The 20917-nt window shown below is 60.3% G+C and carries 20 protein-coding genes; 12 read left to right on the forward strand and 8 right to left on the reverse strand.

The genetic code is table 11. From position 1 onward, the window contains the following. The first annotated feature begins 14 nt into the window (after positions 1–14). From NZ746_12280 to NZ746_12295, 4 genes are all read left to right on the forward strand, one after another. Positions 15–428: a 6-carboxytetrahydropterin synthase gene (locus NZ746_12280; protein MCS6818134.1), complete on the forward strand. Its 414-nt coding sequence runs from the start codon at positions 15–17 to the stop codon at positions 426–428. A gap of 31 nt (positions 429–459) precedes the next feature. Next, a complete protein-coding gene (locus NZ746_12285) occupies positions 460–1419 on the forward strand; it encodes an ornithine cyclodeaminase family protein (GenBank protein MCS6818135.1) in 960 nt (319 codons plus the stop codon). Positions 1420–1467: 48 nt separating this feature from the next. Beyond that, the gene (locus NZ746_12290) at positions 1468–2325 is read left to right on the forward strand and encodes an amidohydrolase family protein (protein MCS6818136.1); all 858 of its coding nucleotides are present in this window, start codon (positions 1468–1470) and stop codon (positions 2323–2325) included. Between the two features lie 306 nt (positions 2326–2631). Next, on the forward strand, positions 2632–3312 hold the full coding sequence (locus tag NZ746_12295; GenBank protein ID MCS6818137.1) for a hypothetical protein: 681 nt from the start codon (positions 2632–2634) through the stop codon (positions 3310–3312). A 22-nt stretch (positions 3313–3334) separates the two neighbouring features. Here NZ746_12295 and NZ746_12300 read toward each other — a convergent pair whose 3' ends face one another. Further along, positions 3335–5641, reverse strand: a complete 2307-nt coding sequence (locus NZ746_12300) for a UvrD-helicase domain-containing protein (GenBank protein ID MCS6818138.1) — start codon at positions 5639–5641, stop codon at positions 3335–3337. After that, positions 5638–6357 carry a bifunctional demethylmenaquinone methyltransferase/2-methoxy-6-polyprenyl-1,4-benzoquinol methylase UbiE gene (ubiE, locus tag NZ746_12305; GenBank protein ID MCS6818139.1) on the reverse strand — a complete coding sequence of 240 codons (720 nt, stop codon included), beginning with the start codon at positions 6355–6357 and terminating at the stop codon, positions 5638–5640. The genes NZ746_12300 and ubiE overlap by 4 nt, the downstream gene beginning before the upstream one ends. 90 nt (positions 6358–6447) lie before the next feature. Between ubiE and NZ746_12310 the strand changes: the two genes are divergently transcribed. From NZ746_12310 to NZ746_12335, 6 genes are all read left to right on the forward strand, one after another. Further along, positions 6448–7101 carry a radical SAM protein gene (locus NZ746_12310; GenBank protein ID MCS6818140.1) on the forward strand — a complete coding sequence of 218 codons (654 nt, stop codon included), beginning with the start codon at positions 6448–6450 and terminating at the stop codon, positions 7099–7101. Positions 7102–7234: 133 nt separating this feature from the next. Continuing rightward, positions 7235–8461, forward strand: a complete 1227-nt coding sequence (locus NZ746_12315) for a tetratricopeptide repeat protein (protein MCS6818141.1) — start codon at positions 7235–7237, stop codon at positions 8459–8461. An 86-nt stretch (positions 8462–8547) separates the two neighbouring features. Then, on the forward strand, positions 8548–9042 hold the full coding sequence (locus NZ746_12320) for a prepilin-type N-terminal cleavage/methylation domain-containing protein (protein MCS6818142.1): 495 nt from the start codon (positions 8548–8550) through the stop codon (positions 9040–9042). Positions 9043–9168: 126 nt separating this feature from the next. After that, a complete protein-coding gene (locus NZ746_12325) occupies positions 9169–10020 on the forward strand; it encodes an ABC transporter permease (protein ID MCS6818143.1) in 852 nt (283 codons plus the stop codon). Next, on the forward strand, positions 10017–10889 hold the full coding sequence (locus tag NZ746_12330; protein ID MCS6818144.1) for a hypothetical protein: 873 nt from the start codon (positions 10017–10019) through the stop codon (positions 10887–10889). The genes NZ746_12325 and NZ746_12330 overlap by 4 nt, the downstream gene beginning before the upstream one ends. Before the next feature lie 5 nt (positions 10890–10894). Further along, complete coding sequence (locus tag NZ746_12335) at positions 10895–11845, forward strand: ABC transporter ATP-binding protein (protein ID MCS6818145.1); 951 nt, start codon at positions 10895–10897, stop codon at positions 11843–11845. Here NZ746_12335 and NZ746_12340 read toward each other — a convergent pair. The 6 genes from NZ746_12340 to ribA all read right to left on the reverse strand — a co-directional run bounded on the left by NZ746_12340 (position 11817) and on the right by ribA (position 17507). Beyond that, complete coding sequence (locus NZ746_12340; protein MCS6818146.1) at positions 11817–12713, reverse strand: hypothetical protein; 897 nt, start codon at positions 12711–12713, stop codon at positions 11817–11819. The genes NZ746_12335 and NZ746_12340 overlap by 29 nt on opposite strands. A gap of 49 nt (positions 12714–12762) precedes the next feature. Further along, positions 12763–13539 (reverse strand): thiazole synthase, encoded by a 777-nt coding sequence (locus NZ746_12345; GenBank protein MCS6818147.1) that lies wholly within the window; start codon positions 13537–13539, stop codon positions 12763–12765. Between the two features lie 47 nt (positions 13540–13586). Next, positions 13587–14039 carry a Mut7-C RNAse domain-containing protein gene (locus NZ746_12350; GenBank protein MCS6818148.1) on the reverse strand — a complete coding sequence of 151 codons (453 nt, stop codon included), beginning with the start codon at positions 14037–14039 and terminating at the stop codon, positions 13587–13589. A 9-nt stretch (positions 14040–14048) separates the two neighbouring features. Beyond that, positions 14049–15047, reverse strand: a complete 999-nt coding sequence (locus tag NZ746_12355; GenBank protein MCS6818149.1) for an NAD-dependent epimerase/dehydratase family protein — start codon at positions 15045–15047, stop codon at positions 14049–14051. Between the two features lie 97 nt (positions 15048–15144). After that, positions 15145–16872 (reverse strand): alkaline phosphatase family protein, encoded by a 1728-nt coding sequence (locus NZ746_12360; GenBank protein ID MCS6818150.1) that lies wholly within the window; start codon positions 16870–16872, stop codon positions 15145–15147. Between the two features lie 47 nt (positions 16873–16919). Continuing rightward, complete coding sequence (gene ribA / locus NZ746_12365) at positions 16920–17507, reverse strand: GTP cyclohydrolase II (protein ID MCS6818151.1); 588 nt, start codon at positions 17505–17507, stop codon at positions 16920–16922. A 254-nt stretch (positions 17508–17761) separates the two neighbouring features. Between ribA and NZ746_12370 the strand changes: the two genes are divergently transcribed. Together NZ746_12370 and NZ746_12375 are read left to right on the forward strand one after the other, a co-directional pair. Further along, entirely contained in the window at positions 17762–19336 is a 1575-nt protein-coding gene (locus tag NZ746_12370; GenBank protein MCS6818152.1) for an amino acid permease, read from the forward strand. Positions 19337–19382: 46 nt separating this feature from the next. Next, the gene (locus NZ746_12375; protein ID MCS6818153.1) at positions 19383–20906 is read left to right on the forward strand and encodes an amino acid permease; all 1524 of its coding nucleotides are present in this window, start codon (positions 19383–19385) and stop codon (positions 20904–20906) included. Positions 20907–20917 lie beyond the last annotated feature (11 nt).

A 20917-nucleotide genomic window follows, 5' to 3' on the forward strand; every position in this document is an offset into this window, starting at 1 on the left:
AGCAGGAGGACGAGATGTTCAAGGCGACGAAGGAGATCTTCTTCTGCTACGGGCATCGGCTCTTGAATTACGCGGGTAAGTGTCGCAATCTTCACGGACATAATGCCCGCGCGGAGGTCGAGTTGGCCGCCGAACGCCTCGATGATCGCCACATGGTCGTTGATTTCGATGAGATCAAGGCGGTCGTGAAGTCGTGGGTAGACGAGCACATTGATCACAAGATGGTCTTGTGCAAGGACGATCCATTGCTGCCTGTGTTGCGCGAACACGGGGTCGCTTGCTTCGTCTTGGAGACAAACCCGACGGCTGAAGCGCTGGCCAAGCTCATCTTTGACGTAGCGGCCGAGCGCGGATTCCCCGTCGCGCGCGTGACCGTGTGGGAGACGGAGAGTTCGTTCGCGACATACGAGCCATCGCGCGGAGAGTGAGGCCAAACGCGTCTTCGCCGTGAGGGTGGCCATGGCGTTGCTTCTGACCGAATCGGATGTGGAGCGCTTGTTGACGATGGAGATGGCGCTCGAGGCCGTCGAAGAGGCGTTTCGCGAGCAAGCGGAAGGGCGCGCGATCAATGAGCCGCGTCGCCGCCTGCGCGTCCCACGTGGGACGTTACATCTGATGAGTGCCGCCGTGCTCGCGCGAGGCGTCGTAGGCTTCAAGGCCTACACCTCGTTCTCAAGCGGCACGCGGTTCCTCGTCTTCCTCTATGACGCGGAGGAGGGATCGCTTCTGGCCATTATCGAGGCGAATCGGCTCGGGCAGATGCGCACGGGAGCGGCCAGTGGCGTCGCCACTCGATACATGGCACGACCGGATGCGCGTACGCTTGGCATCTTCGGAACTGGTTGGCAAGCAGAAAGTCAGGTGCGCGCGATTTGCATCGTGAGACCGATCCGACGGGTTCTCGCCTACAGCCGTAGGCCGGAGCAACGAGAAGCATTTTGCCGAGAGATGACGGCGAAGTTGGGGATCGAGGTCATCCCGGCCGAGCGGCCTGAGGAAGTCGTCGCTGAGGCCGATGTTCTCGTTACAGCGACGACGGCGCGCGAGCCTGTCTTCGAGGGACGATGGGTACCCGAGGGGGTTCATATCAACGCGATCGGAGGAAATTCCCCTCTTCGTCGCGAATTCGATGATGAAACGATTCGACGGGCACGCGCGATCGTCGTGGATTCCAAGGATCAGGCGCGGATCGAGTGCGGAGAGTTCCTGCATGCCGTCGAGCGCGGGCGCTTGACGTGGGAAGCCGTCCATGAGTTGAAGGAGGTCGTCATCGGACGCTTCGTCGCCCGGCGGCACCCTTCGGACATCACGCTCTTCAAATCCTTGGGGATCGCCTTGGAAGACGTGGCGGTCGCCGTTCGCATCTTCGAGCGCGCCCGCGAAGAGGGCATCGGCCAGCGCATATCCCTCTTGGAGTAAGTTCAGGCCGTTTGCTAAGAGCGCTCACGTCTCGGATGGGAAGGGATTATGGAACGCACGTACAGGGCGATTGACGTTCATGTCCATATCATGCCGTGGTGGATGATCAAGCCGGAAGTGGCCGTGAGTCTGCGGCGAGGGACGCGAGAATTCGAAGAGCTGATTCGGATCATGGAAGATCCGGATCGCTTCATCGCCTTACTGGATGAAGCGGGGGTCGAGCGAGCGGGCCTTATTAATTACGTGAGTCCAGACGTCATGGGATTCACCGACGAGGTGAACGATTTCTCCGCGCGATACGCTCGTCGGTATCCCGATCGATTGATCCCCTTCGGCTCGGTCCATCCGCGATTCTCCAGGGATCCGGCGGGGGAGATGGATCGGCTGGCCGACCTCGGCATTCGGGCGATCAAGATCCATCCTCCGCATCAATTGATCTATCCGAACGATTACCTGAATGGCGTGAAGGCGCTTGAGATCATTTATCGCAAGGCCATCGAATATCGCATGCCGGTGATGATCCATACGGGGACATCCATCTTCCCCGGCGCGCGCAATAAGTTCGGTGATCCCATTCATGTGGATGATGTGGCCGTTGATTTCCCAGAATTGACGATCATCTTGGCTCACGGAGGACGTCCGCTCTGGATGTCGACCTGTGTCTTCTTGCTTCGTCGGCATCGAAACGTTTACATGGATATTTCGAGCATCCCGCCACAAAATTTGCTCGCGTATTTCCCTCAGCTTGAGAAGCTGGCCGATAAGGCCATGTTCGGCTCGGATTGGCCAGGACCTGGCGTTCCGGGGATCAAGACCAATATCGAAGCCTTCCTCCAGCTCCCTATCTCGGACGAGGCCAAGCGGAAGATCTTGCGGGAGACGGCTCTGCGAGTCTTTGGCGAATGAACGGGCCGATGGTTTCGCATATAGGAGTCACGTGACAAAAGCTCCGTTGAAGCCTTGACTCCAACGGAGCGAAGGGGCTCTATGAACTGTGACGATGGAGAGGATAGTGGAGAAGGGATTCGTGAGCCATACGGCGATCACCGTATTTTCCCGTTGGCTAGAGCCGTATTTTTTCTCTTTGACGGGACGTTGTCTCCCCGAGCGGGGAACATCGAGCTGTCTTCCGCTTTTTTCAAAAAGTCCTTGATGTCACGAGGGAGAGCGTACTATAAGATGCCGCTGTGGGGTGAACGGCCTGAGGAAAGGATGATGGTCACTATGTCTCAAGGCAGCGAAGGACTTTGGGAAAAGCTCTCTCGTTTATCTCCCCATATCGAAGCGATCACGGTGTTGCAAACCCTTCGGCAGTTGGATCGGGAATTCGAACACTTGCCTCCCGACCAACGGCTTCTCTTCCTAGCAGAAGCTCTGCGGCAACGGAACCTTTGCTCCTCATTTCAAGGAGGCTTGGAGATAGCGACATTGTGGATGGATTCGAACCTGCGCGACCACGCGGGCCCCGACGCCGTTATGGAAACCGCGGGCACTTCGCGCGATCGGCCGAAGGACGTAGAGAGGGCCATGGCATCTCCGACTCCAGCATTTGGCGTGGCGGTTTCACCGAAGCGGGAGGAGAATGAGCAGGCTTCTTCCATCGAAGGACGGGAGGCGCTGATCCGGGAGTTGATCCGCATGCTCATCGGTCAGATCGAGTCCTCGTGCGGATGGGGCGAACGTGAGTTGGTGAGCGTGGAGCGAGATGGAGTCATGCAAATCCTCGACCTGCTGCGCCTGCTACGTGCGGAGCCGGAGCTTTTCGAGTACGCAATCGAGAGGCTGCGAGAGCTTCTGAATCGGCTGGAGGCTGAGCGAAAGGCTCACGTGAGGAAGATTCGGCAAGAGGCGGAGACCGGGAGAGAACCGCCATGCGGAGAGATGGAGACGTAGATTGCACTTTTGCATCATCCGGTCATGAGACGAGCTCCAAAGGAGCGATCCCTTCTATGAATTTTCGCTTTCCGGCGCCTGCGAAGACGACGGTCAATGTGACGGAGCCCCCCCTCTCCTCTCTGCCGATGACCTGCCCAACGCCATAATGCGGATGACGCACGCGAGCGCCAACGGGGAAGCGCGAGCGTGGGGAAGTCGAGGCGTTCTCCTGCTGCTCGTGCGAGACGTTTTGAGTCGCTGCGGGGGATTTCCCGAGTGCGATCGTCCGGCCGCGCTCCCGGAAGAATTGCTCGATTTGCGCGATCGAGTTATACGTGGGGCCGGTATACGAGGGACGCTTCGGAATCGAAGAGAGGTCCTCCAGAAGATCGGATGGAAGTTCCCGCAGAAATCGCGAGGGAGTCGTCGAGGTGGGCTCTCCCTGGTAGCGTCGCGTGCGCGCGTGCGTGAGATAGAGCTGACGTTCGGCGCGCGTAATGGCGACATAGAAGAGGCGGCGCTCTTCCTCCAGTTCTTCCGGGTCCTCGCTCGAACGCGCGTGGGGGAAGAGCCCTTCCTCCAGCCCGACGATGAAGACGACAGAGAATTCGAGGCCTTTCGCGCTGTGCATCGTCATCAAGGTGACTGGCGCGTTAGGATCATAGTCGTCCGCGTCGGAGACGAGCGCGGTGCGATCCACGAACTCGCGAACACGTTCTCCCCGCTCATCAGCCTCGGCGGCGGCGCTGAGTAGCTCCTCCAGATTCGAGAGTCGGCTCTCGGTCTCAAGTGGATCAACCGCCGCGCGCAACGCTTGGGCATATCCCGTCTCGTGAATGGCTAGGCGGAAGGTCTCAGCGATCGTCCCTCGCTGTGCGCAAGTGCGAATGCGTTCGATGAGCTGAATGAAGGCGCAGGCACCGTGCAGAGCCCGCTCCGGCAGCCGTCGCTCGAGCACGGCCAGTCGCAAGACATCCCAGAGCGAAAGCTGAGCCGTTCGCGCCCATTGCTCCAGCGCATCGAGCGTCTTTCTCCCGATCCCGCGCGGGGGGACATTCAGAATTCGGCGCAGGCTCTCATCGTCCCACGGATTCAGCGCGAGCCGCACATAGGCGAGCACGTCGCGAATCTCCGCCCGCTTGTAGAAAGAAAAACCGCCGACGATCCGGAACGGCAGGCCCACGCGGCGACAGGCTTCCTCGAAGAGTCGCGATTGCGCGTTCGTTCGATAGAGCACGGCCACGCGCGTCTGGGACTCCCGTTCGAGATGCGCGCGAATTCTCTCTATGACGAAGTCCGCCTCGTCCTCTGCCGTCTCGGCCAGATAGTATCCGACCCGGGGGCCATCTTCGTTCTCCGTCCATAGGATTTTCTCCTTGCGTTTGGTGTTGTGACGGATCACTGCATTGGCGACGGCGAGGATGGTCTTGGTCGAGCGATAGTTCCTCTCGAGCGTGATGAGGCGCGCGTTCGGGAAATGACGCTCGAATTCCAGCACGTTGTGCGGATCGGCCCCGCGCCATCGGTAGATGCTCTGATCGGGATCTCCGACAACGCAAAGGTGTCGGTTGAACGACACCCCTCCAGGCGTCTTCGAAGCGGAGTGCACGGTGTGCTCCGCGGCGAGCAAGAGCAGAAGCTCCAACTGCAGAGGGTTTGTGTCTTGGTACTCGTCCACGAGGATGAACCGGAACTGCTCCCGGTACCGAGCGCGCAGATCCCGTCCCTGTCGAAGCAACGCCACGGCTTTCAACAAGAGGTCATCGAAATCGAGGGCGTTCGCCGCACGTAGCCGCTGTTCGTACTGCTCGAAGAGCGAAAGCGCGAGCGCGCGTTCTGGCGTCAGCATCCATTCCGGATCGTCGTGGAGATCCGCGGGGGTGAGCCCGCGACTCTTGGCGCGACTGATGCGCGCTTGAATCGCACGAAGAGACAATGTGCGTTCGTCAAGCCCGCGCTCCCGTAGACACGTCCGAAGCAAGCGAAGTTGATCTTCCTCGTCGTAGATGGAGAAATCCGATGTATAGCCTTGGCCCAGACGCTCGATGTGTCGTCGGAGGAGGCGCGTGCAGAACCCGTGGAACGTCCCGATCCAAGGGAGGGCACTCGATCCATCGGCGTTGAGCAGCCGAGCGACGCGTCCTCGCATTTCTTCCGCGGCCTTGTTGGTGAACGTGACAGCAAGGATATGCGCCGGATCGATATTAAGGTGGTCGAGCATATATGCGATCTTGTACGTAATGACGCGCGTCTTCCCCGATCCCGCCCCCGCGAGCACAAGCAATGGGCCTTCCATGTAAAGGACGGCCGCGCGCTGGGCGGGGTTCAAGTCATCCAAGTAGCTCATGGCGTCTTCTCTCCAAGGTGAAGAGCAGCGATTCCGCCGGTCAGATTGAGGTATCGCACGGCGGCAAACCCAACGGCTTCCATCAATCGCGCTAATTCGCGCTGATTCAGGAAGGCTTGTACGGAGTCGTAGAGATAATCGTAAGGCCCCGGCACGCCGGAGATCCACCTCCCAATACGCGGGAGGAGATTTCGGAAGTAAAAGAGGAAGAGATGTCGGAAGATCGGGAGTGAAGGCCGTGAGAATTCCAGGACGGCGGCGATCCCTCCTGGGCGAAGCACGCGATAGATCTCGCGAAGCCCTCGTTCCGGGGATTCCAGGTTCCGAAGGCCAAAGGCGATGGTCACCGCCGAGAAGACATCGTTGGGGAAGGGAAGATGCAGGGCATCGCCTTCGACGAGGAGAACGCGAGCTCGACGCCGCGCGATCTTCTCCTGCCCGATCCGAAGCATAGGACGGCAGAAATCCACGCCGATGACGTCGGCCTGATCGGCCAGCTCCAGGGCCAGATCGCCCGTGCCGCAGCAGAGGTCGAGGACGAGTGCTCCTGAGGATAAAAGGTATGGACGAAGCCGACGCACCGTGAAGCGGCGCCAGAACCGATCCACATTGAGCGAGAGGAGATGGTTGAGCAGATCGTATCGAGGCGCGATCGCTGCGAACATGTGCCGGACGCGCTCTCGATGATCGCCTCCCTTCGTGATGGAATTGCTCATGCTTCTTCCCCCTTCGCCTTGCGCCCCTTTTCTCACGAGAGGTAAAATACCGCTTGTGGTGACTTCCAGCAATAGGAGGGAGTCCCGCGTATGTGGGTGACTGAGATCTTCCATTCTATTCAAGGTGAATCCTCGTACGCGGGATTGCCGTGCACGTTCGTGCGCTTGACCGGATGCAACCTTCGCTGCGTCTATTGCGACACGACCTACGCCTTTTTCGGGGGCCAGAAGATGAGCGTCGAGGAGGTCATCGCGCGCGTGCTCGAGTTTTGGGAGGGGATCGAGCCGAGGTTTCCGCTTGTGGAGATCACCGGCGGAGAGCCGCTCTTGCAAAAGGACGTCTATCCGCTCGCGGAGCGGCTCTGCGATCTCGGATTCACGGTTCTCATCGAGACGGGCGGGCAGCTTCCCATCTGGCATCTCGATCCGCGCGTCGTGCGAATCATGGACATCAAGACGCCCGGAAGCGGACATGAACATGCCAACCTGTGGGAGAACATCGAGCACCTGCGGCCTCGGGATGAGGTGAAGTTCGTCCTCATGGATCGGCGCGACTTCGAGTGGGCGTCGGACGTCATCCGGCGATACGATCTCCCGCGTCGGGCGCACGTGCTCATGTCGCCCGTCTATGGCGTCCTCGATCCGAAAGCGCTCGCCGAATGGGTCTTGCAGAGCCGGCTGCCCGTTCGGTTGCAGATTCAGCTCCATAAAGTCATTTGGGGACCGGATGCGCGGGGGGTGTGAGCGTTGTTCGCTAGGCCCGCATGGCCGAGTGCCCTTCCTGGCCTCTTTTTGTGCAGGAGTGGTACACTTATTAAGCCCGATCGCACCCGGAGAAGGGAGATCGGGCGCAGGGATCAGCAAGAGGAGGTGAGTCATGAGACGAATGCTCGCGCTTCTCGGGTTCCTCGCGATGAGCGGCTTTGTCAGCTTTTCACCTGATGTGAGTGCGCAGACGGCGGGAATCGAAGGGGAGGTCATCGTCGTGCGACCGGATGGATCGCGGGTTCCAGCCGTCAACGCGCTCATCGAATTGTACCGCTTGGACGTCAAGGGGAAGTACCAGACGAAGACCGACAAAAAAGGGCATTTCGCACATATTGGACTTCCGTATGGGCGATATGCCATCATCGTGTCCGGTGAAGGGCTGACGCCTTATTATGAGTACAACGTGCGCATTCCGCCTCCGGGAGAAGCGACGCTGCGGCGTACGATCGAGATGGTACCCGGAGATGGGCGGCGTCCGACGCTGGAGGAAGTTCAACAGGCGGCCACACGCTCCGGACAAGCCGGAGCAATTGTGCCGCAGATGACCGAAGCTGAGCGGAAGCGCTTGGAAGAACAAGCTCGACAAATCGAGGAACAACGCAAGCGGGCGGCGAAGGATGAGGAGATGATCCGGCAGTTCAACGCGGCCAATGAATTGGCGCGCGCTGGGAAGTATGCGGAAGCGATCCCGCTTTATAAATCGGCCTTGGAGACGAGCCCGGATCACCCTCAACTCTATGTCGTGATGATTCGCATGGCCGAAGCTTATCACAATCTCGGCGTGGAACGCTTCAACAACCGGCAGCGGGAGGAAGCCAAGGAAGCGTTCAACCTGGCTATCGAGACGGCTCGCAAGGCGATCTCGATGATCCCGCAGGATAAGCCGGAGCAGAAACCCGAGTATCACGGACTCCTCTGCCGCTCGTTGGCGGTTGTGGCGACGTATTTAGATCAGACGCGACTCCCCGAGGCGATCGCAGCGCACGAGGAATTGATGACCATGCAGACAACGCCAGCGGATCGCGCGCGCACGCAGGCGCAGATTGCGAAGATCTATCTCGATACGGCGAAATCGGAAGAGGCTGTCGCCGCGTATCGGAAGGCACTGGAGATGGATCCCAATAGCCTCGATGCCCTCTTCGGACTGGGGAATGCGCTCGCGCAGTCGCCGGATCCCTCGAAATATCCAGAGGCGCTAACTATTTTGAAGCAGTTCGTCGAGAAGGCGAAGAACGATCCGCAGCGGGTCAATCAGGTGCAGCAAGCCAATGAGATGATCGCGGCCTTCTCGGCGTTCCTTGAGGAGCACAGGAAGGGGCAGCGGAGGCGACCCTGAGCGGCGTCGCTCCTTCCGAACGTCCCCGCGGAGGGGAAGGATGATCCTTTTCCACGCGGGGCGTTTCTCGAGTGGGGGGGAGAAGGATGGTTCGCGAACGCGGATTCTCGCTCATCGAGCTTTTAATCGTCATCGCGATCATCGGCATCATCTTGGCGATCGCGATCCCGCGGTTCACGCGCGTTCGCATCCCAGCCAATGAGACAGCGGCCATCGCCAATCTCCGGGCGTACAATCAAGCGCAGCTTTCGTTCTCGATCTCGCACAATAACCTCTACGGCGATCCGGCCGACTTGCTCGCTAGCGGTGACATCAGCGAGAGCTTAGCGGAGCTTTTTGGAGCGAAAGGGGCGCCGGTCGCGCGCTCTGGATACGAAGGGAGCGCGGCCGATACGGGCGATGCGCCGAACGGCTTGGGAACGGGATACGCCGCTGAGTTGCATCCCACGGCTCCGGGCTCGACCGGCACGCGATACTTCGGTACGGATCAAAGTGGCACGATCTACGAATCCTCGACGGCCGCCTTCTCGGCGAGCAATGGGGTTCTCTCCAAGCCTGGAGACGCGCGCCCTGTGCAATGAGAGTTGGCGCCGATGAATCGTCGCAATGTTGGGCGTAGAGGAGAGGGTCGAGGCTCAGTAGGAAATGCGATGGTCGAGGCGAGGGAGTCGCCGCCCTGTGGTGTAGGGTGCGAGCGGAAATGAGGAATGACCTCGGCACATGACAAGGCGACTTCAGGTGGCACGCTCTTCTCCACGCCCGTCCGAGCTCGTCCTTTACGGTTTGGACGAATCATTGCCATAGCTCTTGCATCCTTTCGAGAGGTCCTTCGGGAGCGAACCCTCTACGTTCTCGTCTTCTTCGCCCTGCTTTTGATCGGAATGGCGCTTTTGCTCGGCGAGTTGTCCGTCGGCCAAGAGCGCCGAATCGTCCTCAACGTCGGATTGGGGGCGATTCGAATCTTCGGGACGGTGATGGCGATCGTCCTTGGGGTCCGATTGGTCGAGCGGGAGATCGAGCGCCGAACGATCTACGTCCTCTTGGTCAAGCCCGTTCGACGATGGGAGGTGCTTGTCGGCAAGTTCATTGGCGGCGCCCTCGTCTTGCTCCTGAATGTGACGCTGATGATGGGAGGATTGGTGCTCACCCTCACGGCGGTGACGCAAGCGTGGGTCGAGACGCTCCCCCTTTTGCTTCCCGTCGTCTTCCTCTTTTGGCTCCAATTCCTCATGGCGGCGGCCATCGCTATGATGTTCTCGACGTTCTCCACGGCCGTGCTTTCGCTGTTCTTCGCCTCGGGCATCGTCCTCATCGGACATGCAAGTCGAGAATTCGCGTATTGGGCAGAGGCGGTGCGATCGCCCGTGATGGCGTTCGTGTGCCGGGTGCTCTACTATGCGCTTCCGAATCTGCAGAATCTGAACTTCACGGCTGCCGTCGTTCACGAGCGAACGATCCCGCTCTCGATCGTGGGGTTGGCTTCGGCCTACGCCGGCCTTTATCTCCTCGTGATGCTCCTTCTAGCGGCGATTCTGTTCGATCGGCGAGAATTCCGATGAAGGGACAATCGGCGATCGTCGGTCTCGTGCTCGTGCTGGCGATCGGGGGGATCGTCGAGTTTGAACGGCGTTTGGAAGCGCGAGTCGTTGCGTATGAGCGTGAGGATGAGGCGTTGTGGCTTCCTTCGGCGGAGATCCTCAAGCGATGGAGCTTTGGGTTCGACGGGCTCTTGGCCGACCTCTATTGGTTGCAGGCCGTGCAGTACTACGGGCGACGCCTCTTTCATCCAGGAGCACGGTTTGAGCAATTGGCAGCCCTGCTGGATCTGGTAACGACGTTGGATCCGCAGTTCCTTGCGGCGTACCGATTTGGAGCGATCTTCCTCGCGCTCCCACCTCCGCAAGGGGCAGGGCAGCCGGATCGCGCGCTGGCGCTTTTGGATCGAGGTATCGCGGCCAATCCCGGGGAATGGAGGTTGATTCTCGATAAGGGATTCGTCCTGCTTTGGGACGTGCGCGATTATGCCGGGGCAGCGGAAGTCTTCCTGCAGGTGAGCCAGCATCCTCGGGCGCCCACGTGGACGCGGGACTTGGCGGCTGCCGTTTACGCGCGCGCGGGTCGTCGCGAGATCGCGCGGCGCATCTGGCGGGATCGTTTCGAGCACGGCGAGAGCGAGCAAGTGCGAGAGAACGCGCGGTACCAACTCCTCTGTCTCCAAGCCGAGGAAGAGCTGGAGCGCTTGCAGGAATTGGTGCGTGCGTTTCGGAGAGAGCGCGGGCGATGGCCTGCTTCTTGGCAGGAATTGATCCTCGCGGGCGCGTTGAAACATCCCCCCCGAGATCCCCTGGGATATCCGTACCGATTGGATGCGACGACGGGGACCGTGCACCTCTCCGAGCAGTCGCCTCTTATTCTCCCGCGATTGTGAACACTATGTCAGCCGTCATCATCGCGGAGAATTTGACGAAGGAGTACGTGAGCGGATGGCTCGGTCGTCGGCGACATCGTGCCGTGGACCATGTGACGTTGGAAGTAAGAGAGGGAGAGATCTTCGGCCTGCTCGGTCCCAACGGCGCGGGGAAGACGACGACGATTAAGCTCCTCCTGCAGTTAATCCGACCAACGGAAGGAACCGTTCGCCTTTTCGGACGCCCGCCGGGAGATCCCGCGGTGCGCGCGCAGCTTGGATTCTTACCGGAGCATCCTTATCTCCCCGAGGCTTTGACGGCGCGCGAACTCCTGGACTATTTCGGACGGCTCTTCGGCCTCTCTCGCTCAGAGCGGTCGGCGCGAGCGACCGTTGTGTTGCATCAGGTGGGGATTCCCACGTCGGTCGCCGACCGACCACTGCGGCACCTCTCGCGAGGGGAACTCGCGCGCGTGGGGTTTGCGCAAGCTCTGCTCCATGATCCGAAATTGCTCATCCTGGACGATCCGTTCGGAGGATTGGATCTCGAAGGGCGACGCCAAGTGCGTGATTTACTAATCCGGTGGCGCGAAGAGGGGAAGACGATCTTCCTCAGCACGCCACTTATCACGGAAGCGGAGATCATCTGCGATCGCGTGGCTCTCCTTCATCGCGGGCGCTTGTTGGCATCCGGATCGCCAACCGAACTGGTGCCGCCGACCGAACGGGGGACAATGGAGATTCTCGCGCGAGATCTCGCTCCGCAGACGTGTGAATCTCTTCGCGCGCTTGGGTGCGATCTCCATGCCGATCGGACTCTGGTGCGCATCTGCGCGCCGGCATCAGCGGATGCTTGGGAAGTCGTGGACTTCATCCGACGGTCTGGCGGGCGCGTGATCACCGTGAATCCCTTGCGGAGTCCGTTGGAGCGATTCTTCGAGGACGCCGTCACCGCTTCAGAAGCGACGCCGATGTGATCAGGTCGTCCAGGGCTTGAAGAGATCCCGTGGGCAGACGCATCTGGAGCCATGAGCGTTCGGTCAGATAATAAGCGCGCATCCCATCCAGGTCCCCTTGCGTGCGCAGCGCGAGCAATACGCGGGCGATAGCGCGAAAAAGCGCGGAATGATCGCGTTCGGTCGCGGGCCGTTCGATCAATCGGCGTTTGAGCGTCTCATACTCGGTGCGCGCAGTGCTGGCGAGTGCGGAGAAATAGGCGGCGTATCGGTGAAGCGACATGCGGCGGAAAGTCCCATCTTCGTAGGCGAAGACCTGCGCTGGGTAACGCACAGGAGATTCTGGCTCCATCGGGTTCGCGTATTCCGCATGGAGCACGATCTCCATGATCTCATCGCCGTCGAGGTCGCTCAACTCGGGCGTTCCTTCCCACGAGGCGAAGAGTTGGTGAAGATACCGCCCGCGCTTCGTCAAGATCACCAGGCCATCGGTGTCGTTCGACGGCGATGAGGTCTTCCGCGGGCGAATGACGATCTCCATCCGGCCATCGCGGGTGAGATCTTCGAGTGTCACCCGCGTCTCCAGGGGAAAGAGTCGGGATTCGCTTTCCTGACTCTCATTGGTGATCTCCGTCGGCGTCCACGTCCGCGATTGTGGATCGAAGTCGAAGAAGCGGATGCGGAGGCCCTCGTCTTCCTCCCGCGAGGCTTTTCGCAAGAGGACGAGGTACTCCAGCTCGGGATCCTCATCGGCGTTCCCGACGAGGACGTTGACGAGAACCCATCCCTCTTCCGGTATTGATGGGGGAGGAGGGATTTGTCGGGCTGAAGAGAGGAGCAGAGGGGAGCCACAGGCGAGGATCACGGAGAGGAGAATTCGCGGCAGCATATTCGACCAATGACCAACGTCCCTCGACCTTCGCCAGCGGTCGCTCCGCCTATCGGACGACGCCTTCCAGAGGGCTGCTGGCGCTGGCATAGAGTCGCTTAGGAATGCGCCCGGCGAGGAAGGCTTTTCGACCCGCCTCGATCCCGAGCTTCATCGCTTCGGCCATGAGCGGCGGATCCTTTGCCATCGCGATCGCCGTATTCATCAAGACGCCATCGTAACCCATCTCCATAGCGATCACGGCATCGGAAGCCGTGCCCACGCCCGCGTCCACGATCAACGGCACCGAGGTGATCTGTTCGCGAAGGATGCGCAGGTTCGTGTAATTCTGGATGCCGAGGCCAGAGCCAATAGGCGCAGCCAGCGGCATGACGGCCGCGACTCCGAGATCCACTAATTTCTTCGCAACGACGAGGTCGTCGTTGACATAGGGCAGGACAATGAAGCCTTCCTTCACCAATTGTCGCGCGGCTTTGATCGTCTCCTCGACATCGGGGAAGAGCGTCAACTCATCGCCGATGACTTCGAGCTTGAGCCATGGCGTTCCGAGCGCTTCGCGCGCCAGATGCGCCGTGCGAATCGCTTCCTCCGCCGTATGACAGCCCGCTGTGTTCGGGAGCAACAGGTAACGGCTCGTATCGATGTAGTCGAGCAGGGAAGGTTCCCTTCGGTCCAAGTTCACGCGACGCACGGCGACGGTGACGATCTCCGCCCCGCTGCGCCGATGCGCTTCCACCATGATTTCTGGCGAGGGATACTTCCCCGTCCCGACGATCAGGCGCGAACGAAAGGCGCGACCGGCGATGACCAGCTTGTCGTCGTCCATAGGTCTTTATTGTACTTCGTCAGCGTCGTGGACGAAAGGGTGACCGCTCATCCCCTCAATAGCTCCTCGATCTTTCGGCTCATCCGCTCGACATGTGTCCCCGCCCAATAGAGGCGGGCGCAGTTGGGACAGCGATAGAACTCCTGCTGCTGCTCGTAAACCTTTGCAGGCACTCGCGAGCGAACGCTCTCCCGATCGACCTCCACGAGTCGGGTGTTGCACTCCGGGCATCGAGTGAAGGCGCGGATAAGAGCGCTCAAGTGAAACTCGGCGACGACCTCCCGAAGCTGATCCTCCCATCGCGTGCTTTTGACCAAATATCCGTTGACCCGTCGGTCGCGAAGCAACCGCGCGTCCTTGGTGAGAAGCGTGCGCTCCTCGGCCTCGGCGAGGGCGATCAGTTGTTCATCTTGAGCGTTGGGCTGGTAGACGACATCGAAGCCGAGCAACCGCAACCATCGCGCGAGACGACCGAGCATGACATCTACGACGAATTTCATCGCGATGGCCTACAAATATCCCGCCTCGCGGAGCCACGCTTCTGTGCGGCGCATTCCCTCCTCGAGGGAGACGCGAGGCGTATAGCCGAGGCGTTCTTTCGCCCTCTCGATGCGGAACAACGCGCGATGCTGCAGATAATCCACGATCGTGGGACTGGGCGGTAGGGGGCGGCCGCGCCAGCGAGCGATCCATCTGGCGAATCGCAAAAGCACCTTCGCTGATGCCGCTGGAAGCTGTGGGATAGAATCTCGGCCGAGCATCCGTGCATAATGGCCGAAGAATTCCCTCCACGTCGTCGCCTCTCCATCCGTGATGATGAAGGCCTCCCCCACGGCATCGTCGCGTGTCATCGCGAGCAAGATCGCATCCACGACGTTGTCCACATAGACATGATTGCAGATGCCATCGGCGCGACCGAGGAGGAACAAGCGATTGGTCTTCAGCAATTCGATGATGCGGATCGTCCAATGTCGAGAGTGAGGGCCATAGACGATCCCCGGTCGAAGGATGACGAGCGGCACGCCACGCTGCCGGAAATATTCGAGCGCGACTTTCTCTGCTTCGATCTTCGTGTCGCAGTAGGCGTTCCCGCAGGGTTGGTAGGGGAAGGTCTCATCCGTTTGATCTCGTGGGAAAATCCCGTAGACGGCGACACTGCTCACGTGCACGAAGCGCTCGACGCCGGCGTGGGCTGCGGCTTCAAGCACATGGCGCGTGCCCTCGACATTGCTTCGCCAAAATTCCTCCCACGATCCTCGCTCGGTGACGCGGGCTGCGCAATGGACGACAACGTGACATCCAGCCAAGGCCGCCGGGAGCGTCTCCGGACGCGTGATATCACCGATGGCGATCTCGACTGAGGGCGCTCGAAGCCGATCGGCCTTCGCCGGATCGCGCGCCAGCGCGCGAATCGAAACGTCAGGATGCTCCCGAAGGCGTTCGATCAGGCGTCCGCCGATGAGCCCTGTCGCACCGGTGACCAGTATTCGCTTCCTCGCGAGATCCATTCTTTCGCTTCCTCCAACGTCGCTTTGGAGGAGAATCGGAAATCATGCGGTCGTACACGTCGTGTCCTGAACGGGCATGATCGTGAAACAGCTCGCCTCATTGCTGCTGCGCTTTTCTCGAAGACTGAGGGAGCACCACAGAGGAAGCGTTCGGCAATCGAATCGCCTCCTGCAAGATCCTTCCTGTCGCACCAGCAGGGATTTCGATGCCGAGTAGGGCGGCCAAGGTCGGAGCGAGATCGGCTGGCGTGCACGTATGCCGATAAATTCCAGGGACGATCCTCCTCCCGAAGAGAATCAGCGGGACGTGCGCGTCATAGCTGTAAGGGGAACCATGCGTGGTTCCCGTCCGACCGCCGGAGATGAATGCGAAAGGCTCCGGGACGAGCGTGACATCGGGACTGCGAGTCGGATGGAAACTCGCGGCCACGCGCCGACCCACGAGATCCGTTGGGAATCGCCCTTCGAGGAGTTGTGTCCTTGTGTAGTAGCGAGCGATACCTGGGACCTTCAGCGCCGCTTCCCCAGCCATTTGCTCCACCGCGGCAGCGTCGAGTTGTTTTCGAACGATCGCCTCGCGATTGAGATAGACGAACCCGCTGGAGAGCAGCGGAAGAGCTTTCGGCTCAATCCACGGGCCCTCCCCAAAACGTGCGCTCAAGGCCTCTTCAATCGCTTGGCGCACAAGAGTTGGAGAGATGCGTCGGCTGCCGAGCTTCATCCGAGCGGCGTACTCTGGGATCGGCGCGACTCCGTGATCGGCCGTCAGGGCGAGGACGTAGTTAGCATCCGGCCGCGAATCGAGATAGGCCAACAGCGAAGCCAGAGCGCGATCGGTTCGCAGCGTCAGATCCACGACCTCTTGGCTGTCGGGGCCGAAATAATGGCCGACCAAATCATTGGTGGAGAAGCTGATCGCCAAAAGATCGGGGAACTCATCGCGCCCGAGTTGCTCGCCTTCGATCGCCCGTTTCGCCAGTTCGACGAGCACCTCATTGGCAAAGGGGGTGAAGGTGAACGCCGTGTAGAAGGCTGGCCCCGGCTGCGTGAGGCCGCCGGTGATGTGATGGGGGAAGGTTCGGCTCCCGCCCGGCAAGGGGGTTTCTTCCGGACGATCGTCCGGAGCGGCGAATGCATAGGCGGCTTCCGGAAAAGCCTTCTCCCACCGCGCGCCGAAATACCGATCCGCCGGACGCGCAGCATTGAAGCGCGCCGCCCATTCCGGCAGCGCGCTCACGTAATAATCGCTTGTGATGAAGGAGCCGCTCGTTTCATCGAACCAGAGGGCGAGATTGGCGAGTTTTCCCCCAAGGAGAATAGCCGAGCGATCCTTATACGAGAGCGTGATGACCTTCGATCGGAAATTCGTGCTCAACCGCAGCTCGTCAGCGAACGTCGTGCCGAGCAATCGGTGGGGAGAGGACGCCCGCCCGGAAGAAGCGCCAACGACATGCCGAGAGGGATCGGAGACGCTCGTCACGATCTGGCCCATTTCGCGATCATACCAATCGTTATTGATGATCCCGTGAACGGCGGGTGTCGCTCCCGTCGCGATAGTAGCATGGCCGGGGGCCGTGACCGTCGGCGCATGTTCGTAATGACAGTTGGTGAAAGCGGCTCCATGCGTCAGGAGTCGACGAAAGCCCCCGTCGCCGAAGAATGGTTCGAATCGGAGCAAGTACTCTTCGCGAAACTGATCAATGACCACGAGCACGATGAGGCGCGGGCGGTCGTCACGTCGTTGCCGTTGGGCGGAAGGAAGGGCGGCCCACGGAAGCAGCAGCAGAAGAAGAAGCATGAGGCTTCGCCGATATGGTGATTTCATCTCCTAGACCTCCCCGGAGGCGTTCCGCTTCGGAATCCTCTCACCACTCATACGGAGGAAAGCAGATGACCGAGTTTCTCTTTCTTCGCTCGCAAGTAGGTGATCGTCTCTTCGGTGGGTTCGACTTCGAGCGGCACGCGCTCGACGATGCAAAGGCCTGCTTTCCGAAGCGCCGCGATCTTATGCGGATTGTTCGAGAGGAGGCGAACCTGACGGATACCGAGCGCGCGCAGAATGGCGACGCAGTCTTCATAGGATCGCTCATCGGGAGCAAAGCCCAATCGCAAATTGGCCTCCACCGTATCAAGCCCCTGATCTTGCAGCTCGTAGGCGCGGATTTTGTTCAAGAGGCCGATGCCGCGTCCCTCTTGTTGCTGATAGATGAGAACGCCAACCCCTTCTTGCTCGATCAGCTCCATCGCGCGTCGCAGCTGCCGTCCGCAATCGCATTTGATCGAGTGGAAGACGTCTCCCGTCAGGCATTGGGAGTGAATGCGAACTAAGCAGGGGCGATCCGAGGAGAGATCCCCTTTAGCCAGGACGACGTATTCCCGCCCCGTCGTCATGTCTTGAAAGCCGATCACGCGAAATTCGCCGATTTCAGTCGGAAGTCGCGCCTCGGCCACTTTCTGCATGCGCGGTGGCGCGTTCGATCCGCCCACTCGTTGGCGATCTCCATTTCCTCCCATCGCCGTCCTCCCGAATGCGATCTTGCGCTTTCTCTGGTCGAAGCGGAAATTATTCCACATCTGATGCGGTTCGGCAAATGCGCGTTTTGATTGCTCGCATCTTGACAGGCGATCGGATTCGCCGCATAATCGCCACTCGCAAGCGGAAGGGGGGGGAGCAGAATCGTGCGAGAACCATACGCACCGGGAGGCGAAGGAGCATGACGCGTCAACTCTTCGCGAAGAAATCGGTCGAGACCTTGAGGGCTGAAGCGTTCGATACGGAGCATGGGCTGCGGCGAGCGCTCGGTCCAATTAATCTCGTCTCCTTGGGGATCGGAGCCATCATCGGGGCGGGGATTTTCGTCCTCACGGGGAATGCGGCGGCGCAATATGCGGGGCCGGCGATCGTTCTCTCGTTCATTCTGGCGGGGATCGGATGCGCCTTCGCCGGATTGTGTTATGCGGAGATGGCTTCGATGATCCCCATTGCCGGGAGCGCCTACACATATTCGTATGCGACGATGGGCGAATTCTTCGCCTGGATCATCGGCTGGGACCTGATCCTGGAATATTCGCTCGGGGCGGCGACGGTTGCGATCGGATGGTCCGGATACGTCGTCAGCTTCCTGCGCGATTTGGGCATCGAGATCCCCCCGCAATTGACGGCGGCGACGGGAACGCGACTTGTCGAAGTGCCGGGCGAGGGATGGCGCACTTTGACGACGGAGCTGACCCGGCATTTAGCCGAGAAGGGGATAGACGTCGCCACCTTGCCGCAGGTGACGGCGCTCTTCAATCTCCCAGCCGTCTTCATCATCGCTGTGGTGACGGCGATCCTCATCGTCGGGATCCGGGAGTCGGCCAACGTGAACAATGTCATCGTCGCGCTGAAGATCACCGTCCTGTTGGTCTTCTCCGCTGCCGGGTTGGCGTACTTGATTCAGAATCCGGAGGTTTGGAGGGAAAATTGGAGCGACTTCATCCCGGAGAACCAGGGGGAGTTCGGTAAGTACGGTTGGAGTGGCATCCTGCGCGGTGCTGGCGTGATCTTTTTCGCGTACATCGGCTTCGATGCGGTTTCCACGGCGGCGCAAGAAGCCAAGAATCCACAGCGGGACATGCCCATCGGGATTTTGGGGAGTCTGGCCATCTGTACGCTCATCTACATCTTGGTCTCCGGGGTGTTGACAGGGGTCGTGCATTATTCCCGTTTGCTCGTCCCAGATCCGGTCGCCGTCGGCATTGACGCGACCGGAGCGAAGTGGTTGGCGCCGATCGTGAAGCTTGGGGCGATCGGCGGCTTGACTTCCGTGATTTTGGTCATGTTGCTCGGGCAACCGCGCATCTTCTGGACGATGGCGCGCGACGGATTGCTGCCGCCCGCTTTCGCGAAAGTTCATCCACGATTTCGGACGCCGTACATCACGACCCTTGTGACCGGCCTCGGCGTGGCGATTGCGGCAGGGCTTTCGCCAATCCACGTAGTGGGCGAGTTGGTGAGCATCGGGACGTTGTTGGCGTTCGTGCTCGTTTGTGCGGGAGTGCTCGTGCTCCGATACACGAATCCCAATGCGCCGCGACCGTTCCGCGCGCCGCTTGTGCCGCTGACGCCGATTCTCGGTGCTTTGATCTGCTTGGCCCAAATGGTCGGGTTGCCCTGGCATACGTGGGAGCGCTTGCTCATCTGGATGGCGATCGGAATGATCGTGTACTTCGCCTATGGCATTCGCCGAAGCAGATTGCGGCTTGCGACTTCCGGCGCCGCTGAGCCCGGGGCGAGCGAACGGGCGTAGGAGACACCAGCGTCATTAGACTTAGAGGTCGCGAGGAGTTGAGGCTATGGCCCAACCTAAAGAAGCCGTCGCTCATCGTGAAGGAACATTCGTTCGAGGATTAGGGTTGTTCGATTCGACGATGATCGTCGCCGGCTCCATGATCGGATCGGGGATTTTCATCGTCTCGGCGGATATCGCTCGGCAGGTGGGATCGGCAGGATGGCTCTTGAGTGTATGGGCGATCACAGGAGTGCTCACGCTAGCGGCGGCGCTCAGCTATGGCGAGCTGGCGGCGATGATGCCGCGCGCGGGCGGGCAATACGTCTACTTGCGCGAGGCATATAGCCCCTTCTGGGCGTTCCTCTATGGTTGGACCCTCTTTCTCGTCATCCAGACGGGAACCATTGCTGCCGTCGCCGTCGCTTTCGCCCGATTCCTCGGCGTCTTGGTCCCGCAGGTCTCCGAAGAGCAGAAGTTCTTCGAGTATGGTCGTCTGTCCCTTTCGCCGACACAGTTGGTGGCGATCGCGGTGATCGTCTTCTTGAGCTGGACGAATTCGCGAGGGCTCAAGACGGGGAAGATCGTGCAGAACGTCTTCACCCTGGCGAAGATCGCGGCCCTCATCATGCTCATTGCCTTGGGGATCATCGTGGGCCGCAATCCCGAAGCCATCGCGGCGAACTTCCGCGACCTCTGGTCGGCGACGTTCACGCAGCCGATCGCCCGAGGCGCGAGCCAATATACGACGATGCCGCTTGAGGGCTTGGGACTTCTCCTGGCGCTGGGAACGGCGATGGTCGGCTCGCTCTTCGCCTCCGACGCCTGGAATAACATTACGTTCACGGCGGGGGAGGTGAAGAATCCCAAGCGCACGCTGCCGCTGAGCTTGTTGTTCGGCGTCGGATTGGTCTCGCTGCTCTATCTGCTGGCGAACGTGAGCTACTTGTGTGTGCTCCCCTTGCGCGGGGATCCTAACGGTGCAACCGTGTTGGAACGCGGCATTCAATTCGCCACGAACGATCGTGTGGGCACGGCGGCGGCCGAAGTCATTTTCGGACCGAGCGCGGCGGCCATCATGGCTGTGCTCATCATGATCTCTACCTTCGGCTGCATGAACGGCTTGATCTTGGCGGGCGCGCGGGTCTATTATGCGATGGCCCGCGATGGACTCTTCTTCCAGAGCGTCGGAGCCTTGAATGCACATCATGTGCCGGCCAATGGATTGCTCGTGCAATGCCTGTGGGCGTGTGTGCTCACGCTCTCGGGGACGTATAGCGAACTGCTCGACTACGTGGTCTTCGCCGTCCTGATCTTCTACGTCTTGACGATCGCTGGTCTTTTCGTCTTGCGTCGGAAGTGGCCGCAAGCGGAGCGGCCCTATCGTGCTTTCGGCTATCCGTGGGTCCCGGCGCTCTATATCCTCGCGGCTTCGTTCATCGCGCTCGATCTACTCATCTCCCCGAAGACGCGGCCCAACACGTGGCCGGGGCTGCTGATCGTCTTAGCCGGAGCGCCCGTCTATGCGCTTTGGAGATGGAGAGCGGCGCGAAAGCCCGCTCTCGATCATGGTCCCGTGACGGCGGATTGAACGTATGAGCG

This window comes from Blastocatellia bacterium, from assembly GCA_025055075.1.
Lineage (GTDB): Bacteria > Acidobacteriota > Blastocatellia > HR10 > HR10 > HR10.

Bases quoted from the DNA above. Each gene is read 5' to 3' on its own strand.
- NZ746_12290 (MCS6818136.1), top strand. From the start codon at position 1,468: ATGGAACGCACGTACAGGGCGATTGACGTTCATGTCCATATCATGCCG.
- NZ746_12295 (MCS6818137.1), top strand. From the start codon at position 2,632: ATGATGGTCACTATGTCTCAAGGCAGCGAAGGACTTTGGGAAAAGCTC.
- NZ746_12315 (MCS6818141.1), top strand. From the start codon at position 7,235: ATGAGACGAATGCTCGCGCTTCTCGGGTTCCTCGCGATGAGCGGCTTT.
- NZ746_12300 (MCS6818138.1), bottom strand. From the start codon at position 5,641: ATGAGCTACTTGGATGACTTGAACCCCGCCCAGCGCGCGGCCGTCCTT.
- NZ746_12280 (MCS6818134.1), top strand. From the start codon at position 15: ATGTTCAAGGCGACGAAGGAGATCTTCTTCTGCTACGGGCATCGGCTC.
- NZ746_12340 (MCS6818146.1), bottom strand. From the start codon at position 12,713: ATGCTGCCGCGAATTCTCCTCTCCGTGATCCTCGCCTGTGGCTCCCCT.
- NZ746_12345 (MCS6818147.1), bottom strand. From the start codon at position 13,539: ATGGACGACGACAAGCTGGTCATCGCCGGTCGCGCCTTTCGTTCGCGC.
- NZ746_12325 (MCS6818143.1), top strand. From the start codon at position 9,169: ATGACCTCGGCACATGACAAGGCGACTTCAGGTGGCACGCTCTTCTCC.
- NZ746_12375 (MCS6818153.1), top strand. From the start codon at position 19,383: ATGGCCCAACCTAAAGAAGCCGTCGCTCATCGTGAAGGAACATTCGTT.
- NZ746_12320 (MCS6818142.1), top strand. From the start codon at position 8,548: ATGGTTCGCGAACGCGGATTCTCGCTCATCGAGCTTTTAATCGTCATC.
- NZ746_12350 (MCS6818148.1), bottom strand. From the start codon at position 14,039: ATGAAATTCGTCGTAGATGTCATGCTCGGTCGTCTCGCGCGATGGTTG.
- NZ746_12335 (MCS6818145.1), top strand. From the start codon at position 10,895: ATGTCAGCCGTCATCATCGCGGAGAATTTGACGAAGGAGTACGTGAGC.
- NZ746_12330 (MCS6818144.1), top strand. From the start codon at position 10,017: ATGAAGGGACAATCGGCGATCGTCGGTCTCGTGCTCGTGCTGGCGATC.
- NZ746_12310 (MCS6818140.1), top strand. From the start codon at position 6,448: ATGTGGGTGACTGAGATCTTCCATTCTATTCAAGGTGAATCCTCGTAC.
- NZ746_12370 (MCS6818152.1), top strand. From the start codon at position 17,762: ATGACGCGTCAACTCTTCGCGAAGAAATCGGTCGAGACCTTGAGGGCT.
- ubiE (MCS6818139.1), bottom strand. From the start codon at position 6,357: ATGAGCAATTCCATCACGAAGGGAGGCGATCATCGAGAGCGCGTCCGG.
- NZ746_12355 (MCS6818149.1), bottom strand. From the start codon at position 15,047: ATGGATCTCGCGAGGAAGCGAATACTGGTCACCGGTGCGACAGGGCTC.
- ribA (MCS6818151.1), bottom strand. From the start codon at position 17,507: ATGCAGAAAGTGGCCGAGGCGCGACTTCCGACTGAAATCGGCGAATTT.
- NZ746_12285 (MCS6818135.1), top strand. From the start codon at position 460: ATGGCGTTGCTTCTGACCGAATCGGATGTGGAGCGCTTGTTGACGATG.
- NZ746_12360 (MCS6818150.1), bottom strand. From the start codon at position 16,872: ATGAAATCACCATATCGGCGAAGCCTCATGCTTCTTCTTCTGCTGCTG.